This is a genomic window from Streptomyces sp. NPDC004658 (genome assembly GCF_040609555.1).
Classification (GTDB): Bacteria; Actinomycetota; Actinomycetes; order Streptomycetales; family Streptomycetaceae; genus Streptomyces.
On the sequence record NZ_JBEXKG010000257.1, the window covers coordinates 1 to 7,085 of the forward strand.

Below are 7,085 nucleotides of genomic sequence, written 5' to 3' on the forward strand. Positions count from 1 at the left end.
CCCACCTCGCCGGCCACGGCGCCGTCGGCGCGCTGCGCCGGCGGGGCTTCGAGGCGGCGATGCGGGCCCGCGGCGCCGAACCGCTCGTCGAGCCCGGCGACCTGACCGAGGAGGGCGGCTACCGCGGAACCGTCCGCCTGCTCAGCCGCCCCGAGCGGCCCACGGCGCTCGTCGCCGTCAACGACATGGCCGCGGTGGGCACGCTGTCGGCGGCCGGTGAACTGGGGCTGCGGGTGCCGGGCGACCTGTCGGTGACCGGGTACGACAACACCGGCATCTCCCGGCTGCGGCACCTGTGGCTGACCACCGTCGACACCGCCCCGCACGAGGTGGGCCGCCGCGCCGCCCGCTGCCTTCTGGACCGCTTCGAGCGGCCGGGCGGCGAGGGGCGGGTGCGGCTGGCCGCCCCGACGCTGGAGATCCGGGGGACGACGGGGGCGCCTGGGGAGGGCCTCGCGGGGTGACGGGGCCGCGCTGGGGGTGGGTCGCATGGGAGCCTCGTGGGCGGGACGGCTCTCACCGGGTGCCACGGCCCTCACCGGGGCCACCGCCGTCAGAGGGCGGCCTCACAGGGTGATCGCGTAGGCCTTGCGCAGCGTCTCGTGCACGGTCCACGTCGTGCGGTCGCCCGCGCGGAGCACCGCCATGTCGCCGGGCCCCACCGTCAGCGTCGGCCCGCCCTCGATCGCGATGGTGGCCGAGCCGCTGATCACCACGAACAGCTCGTCCGCCTCCGTGTCCGTGACCACGCCCGGGGTGATCTGCCAGATCCCGCGGAGCTGCCGGCCGTCCGCCGACTCCCAGACCACCTTCCCGGTCACCTCGGGCGTCCCGGAGACGATCTGCTCCGGGTCCAGGGGCTCGGGTGCGAGGGCGGCGTCGGGGATGTGGAGCGCGAAGCTGTGCGTCATGCGGCCGACCGTAGTCGCCGCGCGAGCCGTACCGCCGTGGACAGGGTGTGGGGCATCGGGCCTGGTCGCAGGACACTTCGTCGGGGGCCGCGCCGGCTGGCGGGGGCGCCGGGGCAGGGTGATCGTGGGGGCATGGCTGACTCCACGGCGGCCCGCCCGGCGCCGCCCCGGCAGCACGACACGCGGGAGACGGTCCTGTTCGGCGGGGTGTACGGAGCCGTCCTCGCCAGCTCGATGGTCGCGGCGCTCACCCAGTACGGGCACACGTCGGCCGACGTCCGCGGCTATGACGCGGCCTGGGTGCTGGTGACCGCGTGCGCCTCCGCCCTCGCCCACGGCTACGCCCACTACATCGCCGAGCGCGCTCCGCACGGCCGATGGGACGTCCTGCTCGCCGTGCGCAACGAGTGGCCGCTGGTCACGGCCGTGCTGCCCACGGTCTTCCTGCTCGCGGGCGCGCACTGGCGGTGGTGGCCCGCGAAGGGCGTCGAGTACGTGGCGTTCGTCCTCAACACCGTGATCCTCTTCGGCATCGGCCTCGTCACCGCCCGCTGGTCCGGGCGCCGCTGGCCGACCGCCGTCCTCATGGGGACGGGGGACGCGCTGCTGGGGGTCGTGGTGGTGGTGGCCAACGCGATCATCAAGTAGGGGGCGGGCAGCGAGGGGAGACGTTGTGATCAGCGGGCCGTGCGGACGCCGTCCAGGGCGATGGCGAGGACCCGGTCGCGCTGGGCGTCGTCCTCGAACGCCGTCGCGGTGATCCCGGCGACCATCCGCACCAGATCACCGAAGTCCATGTCCGTCCGGGCGACGCCGGCCCGCTGCGCGCGCTCCAGCAGGGGGCCGCCGGCCTCGAACATGGAGTCGCGGCAGGACTGGAAGATGTCCGACTCGCCGTCGAGGGCCTCGCGGACGGCGCGCTTGGTGACCATGTACCCGGCGAAGCGGTTCAGCCAGGCCGTCAGCGCCTCCCACGGTTCCCGGTCCGCGAGCTCGACGGCCGCCCGGCACAGGGCGTTGACCTCGTCGGCGTAGACGCTCTCGAAGAGGTCGCGGCGGGTCGGGAAGTTCCGGTACAGGGTGCCGATGCCGACGCCCGCGCGGCGGGCGATGTCCTCCAGGGAGGCGTCGGCGCCGTGCTCCGCGAACGCCTCGCGGGCGGCGCTGATCAGGGCGTCGTAGTTGCGGGCGGCGTCCTTACGGTGCGGCCGGCGGGCCGCCACGATCTCGCTGACGGGGAACGGCGTGGCCGTCACTGCTGCCTCCCGGGGAGGGAATCGACTGGAACCGGAGGTCCACCTCCGCTACAGTGGAGGCGTACCTCCACTTTAACAGTGCGGGGTCGGCTCCGCCGTGGCCGGACGCGGCCCGCGGGGCCGGCTCCGGGCACACCCGTGGCGCGGCCCCTACGACCGCGCCCCCGGTGCCCGGCTCACTCGGTACCCACCTTCCACGTCCCTGTTCTCCCTCCGCGTCCCTGATTTCGGAGAGGCTTCTTCATGCCCCGCGCGTCCACCCGCCTCACCTTCACGGTCCTCGCGACCGGTGCCGGCGTGTTCTCCATGCTCCAGTCGCTGATCGCGCCGGCCCTGCCGACCGTCCAGCACGCCCTGCACACCTCACAGTCCACCGCCACCTGGGTGATGACGGCCTATCTGCTGTCCGCCTCGGTGTTCACCCCGATCCTCGGCCGGGTCGGCGACCTCGTCGGCAAGAAGCGGACCCTCGTCGCCGTCCTGCTGGCCGTCCTCGCGGGCTGTCTCGTCGCCGCGCTGGCCCCGAACATCGGCGTCCTCATCGTCGCCCGGGTCGTCCAGGGCGTCGGTGGCGCCCTGTTCCCGCTCTCCTTCGGCATCATCCGGGACGAGTTCGCCCCCGGTGAGGTCAGCGGCAGCATCAGCAACCTGTCCGCCGTGATCGCCGCCGGCGGCGGGGTCGGCATCGTGGCCGCCGGTCCGATCGTGTCCGCGCTCGACTACCGCTGGCTGTTCTGGATCCCGGTGGCGATCGTCGCCGCGACGGTGCTGATCGCGGCGCGCTACGTCCCCGAGTCGCCCAAGCGGGCGGAGGGCAAGGTCAGTTGGAGCGGAGCCGTGCTGCTCTCCGGCTGGCTGGTGGCCCTGTTGCTGCCGTTGAGCCAGGCCGGGCGGTGGGGCTGGGGCTCGGCGAAGGTGCTCGGTTTGTTCGCCGCCGCCGTCGTCCTGTTCGGCGTGTGGCTGGCGACCGAGGCCCGCTCCCGCAGCCCGCTCATCGATCTGCGGGTGCTGCGGCTGCCCGCGGTGTGGACGACCAACACGGCCGCGCTGCTGTTCGGCGCCGGCATGTACTCGATCTGGTCCTTCCTGCCGGGCTTCGTCCAGACGCCGTCCGCGGCCGGTTACGGCTTCGGCGCCAGCGTCACCGCGTCCGGTCTGCTCATGCTGCCGATGCTCGTCGCGATGTTCCTCTCCGGCATGCTCTCGGGCCGCCTGGAGCCCCGCGTCGGTGCCAAGGCGCTGCTCACCACGGGCGCCGCACTCGGCGCGCTGGCCTGCGGCTTCCTCACCCTGTGGCATGACGAGCAGTGGCAGGTGGCCGTCGTCTCGGGCCTGTTCGGTCTCGGCATCGGCCTCGCCTTCGCCGCGATGGCCAACCTCATCGTGGGCAGCGTGCCGGCCGAGCAGACCGGCGCCGCGACCGGCATGAACGCCAACATCCGCACCATCGGCGGCTCGATCGGTGCCGCGCTGACCAGCGTCCTGGTCACCGGCCGGCTCCAGCCCTCGGGCCTGCCGTACGCCTCCGGCTACACCCACGGCTGGGCCCTGCTCGCCCTCCTCTGCCTGGCCGCGACCGGCGCCGCCCTCCTCGTCCCGGTCCGCCGCACCGGCCGCCCGTCCGTCCCGGACGCCGTCCCGGGGCCGACACGGGCACCCGCTCAGGTGCGGTAGGGTTGACCTGCGTGATCACGCGGAACGCTCCGCGTGAGACCGCGGCGGGACGTGGCGCAGCTTGGTAGCGCACTTGACTGGGGGTCAAGGGGTCGCAGGTTCAAATCCTGTCGTCCCGACGGAAGCTCTGCTTCGCAGTCGCGGGTCAAAGGGCCCCACCTCACCACGTGAGGTGGGGCCCTTGATCGTGTTCCGGGCTCCGCCGAAGTGTCCGATGGTGAAAGTGATCCGCGCTGCTGAGACGGCAGGTGGCCGGTCTTACGCGGTGCTCTCGCTCAGCCAGTCGGCGAACCTCCGGGTGCCACGGGGGCCGGTGCCGGCCGGAAGCAGGCCGCCACTGCTCATCCCGCCGGGAACGTACAGGGGCAGGACCGGGCGCCGGCGCGCGCCGCCCGCGGCGATGAGGCGCCGGGCCATGTCGACCAGCGACTCCACCCGGGGCCCGGCGAGTTCGGCAGCCATCGCCCGTGGCCCTCCGGAGGCGATGTCGGCGAGGGCTTCGGCCACTTCCCGTGCGGCGATGGGCTGCACCCGTGCCGCCGGTACGACCGCGACCGGCCCGGGCACGCCGCTGAGCAGCTGACCCGCGAACTCGTGGAACTGCGTCGCCCGCAGTACCGTCCAGGGCACCGATCCGCTCCGGACGATCTCCTCCTGCCGCAGCTTGCCCGCGTAGTACGGGTTCCTGACCCGGTCGACCCCCACGATCGACAGCGTCACGAGGTGCCGTACCCCGGCACGCTCGGCCGCCCCGACCAGGTGCCGCCCCGCCGTGTCGAAGAAGCCCACGGACACCGACTTGCGGGTGGTGATCACATTGCTGACGTCGACCACCGCCCCGGCCCCGGCCAGCGCGGCGTCCAGCCCGGAGCCGGTCAGCAGGTCGACGCCCTGTCCGCGTGAGAGCACCACGGGCGTGTGTCCGCGAGTTCTCAGTGCCTCCACCACGAACCGCCCGGCCAGCCCGGTGCCCCCGACGACCGCGATCTTCATGACTGCTCCTGTCCTCTGGACGTGTACGAGACGAGGACGGCCTGGCACCCCCGCAACGTGACACCTCCGCCTGTGATCAGGGGCACACCTGTGCTCAGCCGGCGTCCGGCAGGGTCAGTCCGAGTCGGATCAGGCCGTCCGCGGTCGCCACGATCGTCTCGACGACGTCCCGGGGTTTCCAGCCCAGCACCGAACGGGCCTTCTCGTTGCTGATGACGGGGATCCGGCCCCGCAGGGCCGCTGCGTCGCGCAGGGCCGGCTGCGTCTTCGCGGCCTCGCGCACCTGCTCGATGGTCAGCTCCTCGGAGGGCAGGAGAGCGGCCGCTGCGGGGAAGTGCTCGCGCAGGACCTGTGCCATGCCGAAGAGACTGACCGACGGTCCGCCGACGGCGATGAAACGCTCCCCGGCCGCCTTCGGGCGCAGCATGGCGCGCAGGTGCAGGTCCACCACGTCCCGGACGTCGACGACGCCGAAGTACATGACCGGCACCACCGGCATGCGCCCGGTCAGCATGTTCCGGACCAGGCCGACGGAGCCCGAGGGCCGGTCGTCCAGTGGGGGACCGAAGATGCCGGTGGGGTTGACGACCGTCAACTCGATGTCCCCGTGGGTGTGGACGTAGTCCCAGGCCGCGCGCTCGGCGAGCACCTTCGACTTGTGGTACGCGGGCAGGCCCTCGGTGTCCGGGTCGGTCCAGTCCGCCTCCGAGTAGTGGTCGTCGGGCTTCACCGTGTATCCGACCGCGGCGTAGGACGACGTCATCACCACCCGTGGCACGCCGGCCTTCCGGGCCGCGGAGAGGACCCGCAGCGCTCCGTCACGGGCAGGGAGGACGACTTCGTCCTCCGTCTTCGGCGGAGTGGTGGGGAAGGGCGACGCGTGGTGCAGTACGTGACGGACACCGTCCATGGCCTCCGTCCAGCCGTCGTCGGCCCCGAGGTCGGCGACGGCGAACTCCAGCCGGTCCGCGGGGTCGATCCCGGCCTGCCGGAGCGCGGCGAGGATCTGGGCCTCCTGTCCGGGATCCCGGACGGTCGCTCGGATCCGGTAGCCCTCGCCTGCCAGCCGGGCGATCGAGTGGCTGCCGACGAAACCGGTACCGCCGGTGACGAGCACCCTCCCGCGTTCTGCGGCGCGGGCCCCGGCCTTCTGTGTGTGCATCCTGATCTGTCCTTCAGTTGGTGAACTGGTCCATCACGCGCGTGACGTCCTCGATGGCCTGCTTCTCGGCGTCGGCGTCCCCACGGACCCGGGCGTCCCAGAGGTCTGCCTTGCCGCGCAGATACGCCAGGCGGAGCCGAAGCCGCTCGATGTCGGCGGCCAGCTTCTCCGCCTGTGCGGCGAACAGATCCCGCTGTTCGGCCGCCGCGGAGTCGCCCCGCGCGAGCAGATCCAGGTAGCGGCGCATTCCGCTGACGGTCATGCCCGCCGAGCGCAGGCAGGCCAGCGCCTCGACACGGTCCGCGGTCGCCGGGTCGTAGCGGCGATGACCGCTGGACTCGTCGCGGGCGACCCTGCCCAGCAGGCCGATCTTCTCGTAGTAGCGGAGCGTGGGCTCGGTGAAACCCGATCGCCGGGCCATCTCCTGGATGGTCAGGCCCGCGGCTCGGTCCTTGGTTCCTGGCATGTGGCAAGCCTCCGACACTTGAAGCGCTTGAGGTCAAACCGCGGCGGAGGTGATGCGGTGCACATCACCCGGAACGATGACGTGCCGCTTCGTGGCTCTCCCCGGCCGCGTGACGCCTCCCGGCGCCCGGGCGAGCGTCCCGTTGAACCCGTCGGTCCGCCCCACCGTGCTCCTGCACGGGGACCCCGCACGCCCGAGGCCCCCGTCCGTCCGCTGGGGGAGGCGCCATGCTCCGGGTGTTGGCCGTCGACGACGAGGAACCGGCGCTCGCCGAGCTGCTGTTCCTGCTGCGGGCCGATCCCCGGGTGCGGTCGGCGGAGGGGGTCCTCGGAGCGGCGGAGGCGCTGCGGCGGCTGAGCCGGCGGGGGACCGGGGGCGCGGCGGACGTCGACGCGGTCTTCCTGGACATCCGCATGGCGGGGCTCGGCGGCCCGGACCTCGCCCGTCTCCTCGCCGGTCGCGCCGAGCCGCCCCGGGTCGTCTTCGTCACCGCGCACGCGGAGCACGAGGAGCACGTCCTGCGGGCGTCCGGGCTCGGGGCCGTCGACTGCCTGCTCAAGCCGGTGCGGCGCGAGCGCCTGGCCGAGGCGGTCCGGCGGGTCGCCGAACGGGTCGCGGCCGAC

General features: G+C 73.2%; 9 protein-coding genes and 1 tRNA gene. 5 read left to right on the top strand and 5 right to left on the bottom strand.

From position 1 onward, the window contains the following. Positions 1-464, top strand: a 464-nt coding sequence (locus ABZV94_RS39070; protein ID WP_356349422.1) for a substrate-binding domain-containing protein, incomplete at its 5' end; no start/stop codon positions are given. Between the two features lie 102 nt (positions 465-566). Here ABZV94_RS39070 and ABZV94_RS39075 read toward each other — a convergent pair. Continuing rightward, a complete protein-coding gene (locus ABZV94_RS39075; protein ID WP_356349424.1) occupies positions 567-911 on the bottom strand; it encodes a cupin domain-containing protein in 345 nt (114 codons plus the stop codon). Positions 912-1,043: 132 nt separating this feature from the next. On the opposite strand from ABZV94_RS39075, the gene ABZV94_RS39080 reads away from it, so the two are divergent. Continuing rightward, positions 1,044-1,559 (top strand): hypothetical protein, encoded by a 516-nt coding sequence (locus tag ABZV94_RS39080; protein ID WP_356349426.1) that lies wholly within the window; start codon positions 1,044-1,046, stop codon positions 1,557-1,559. A gap of 29 nt (positions 1,560-1,588) precedes the next feature. Here ABZV94_RS39080 and ABZV94_RS39085 read toward each other — a convergent pair whose 3' ends face one another. Next, a complete protein-coding gene (locus tag ABZV94_RS39085) occupies positions 1,589-2,167 on the bottom strand; it encodes a helix-turn-helix domain-containing protein (RefSeq protein WP_356349428.1) in 579 nt (192 codons plus the stop codon). Positions 2,168-2,410: 243 nt separating this feature from the next. Here ABZV94_RS39085 and ABZV94_RS39090 point away from each other — a divergent pair, with 243 nt between their 5' ends. Then, complete coding sequence (locus tag ABZV94_RS39090; protein WP_356349430.1) at positions 2,411-3,841, top strand: MFS transporter; 1,431 nt, start codon at positions 2,411-2,413, stop codon at positions 3,839-3,841. A 45-nt stretch (positions 3,842-3,886) separates the two neighbouring features. Beyond that, positions 3,887-3,960, top strand: a tRNA-Pro gene (locus tag ABZV94_RS39095). Positions 3,961-4,099: 139 nt separating this feature from the next. Here ABZV94_RS39095 and ABZV94_RS39100 read toward each other — a convergent pair. From ABZV94_RS39100 to ABZV94_RS39110, 3 genes are all read right to left on the bottom strand, one after another. After that, positions 4,100-4,834, bottom strand: coding sequence for an SDR family oxidoreductase (locus ABZV94_RS39100; RefSeq protein WP_356349432.1), 735 nt, complete (start codon positions 4,832-4,834; stop codon positions 4,100-4,102). Positions 4,835-4,928: 94 nt separating this feature from the next. Next, entirely contained in the window at positions 4,929-5,996 is a 1,068-nt protein-coding gene (locus ABZV94_RS39105) for an aldehyde reductase (RefSeq protein WP_356349433.1), read from the bottom strand. A 13-nt stretch (positions 5,997-6,009) separates the two neighbouring features. Next, positions 6,010-6,462 carry a MerR family transcriptional regulator gene (locus tag ABZV94_RS39110; RefSeq protein ID WP_356349436.1) on the bottom strand — a complete coding sequence of 151 codons (453 nt, stop codon included), beginning with the start codon at positions 6,460-6,462 and terminating at the stop codon, positions 6,010-6,012. 227 nt (positions 6,463-6,689) lie between these two features. On the opposite strand from ABZV94_RS39110, the gene ABZV94_RS39115 reads away from it, so the two are divergent. After that, positions 6,690-7,085: response regulator (locus ABZV94_RS39115; protein ID WP_356349438.1), on the top strand; the 396-nt coding region annotated here is incomplete at its 3' end.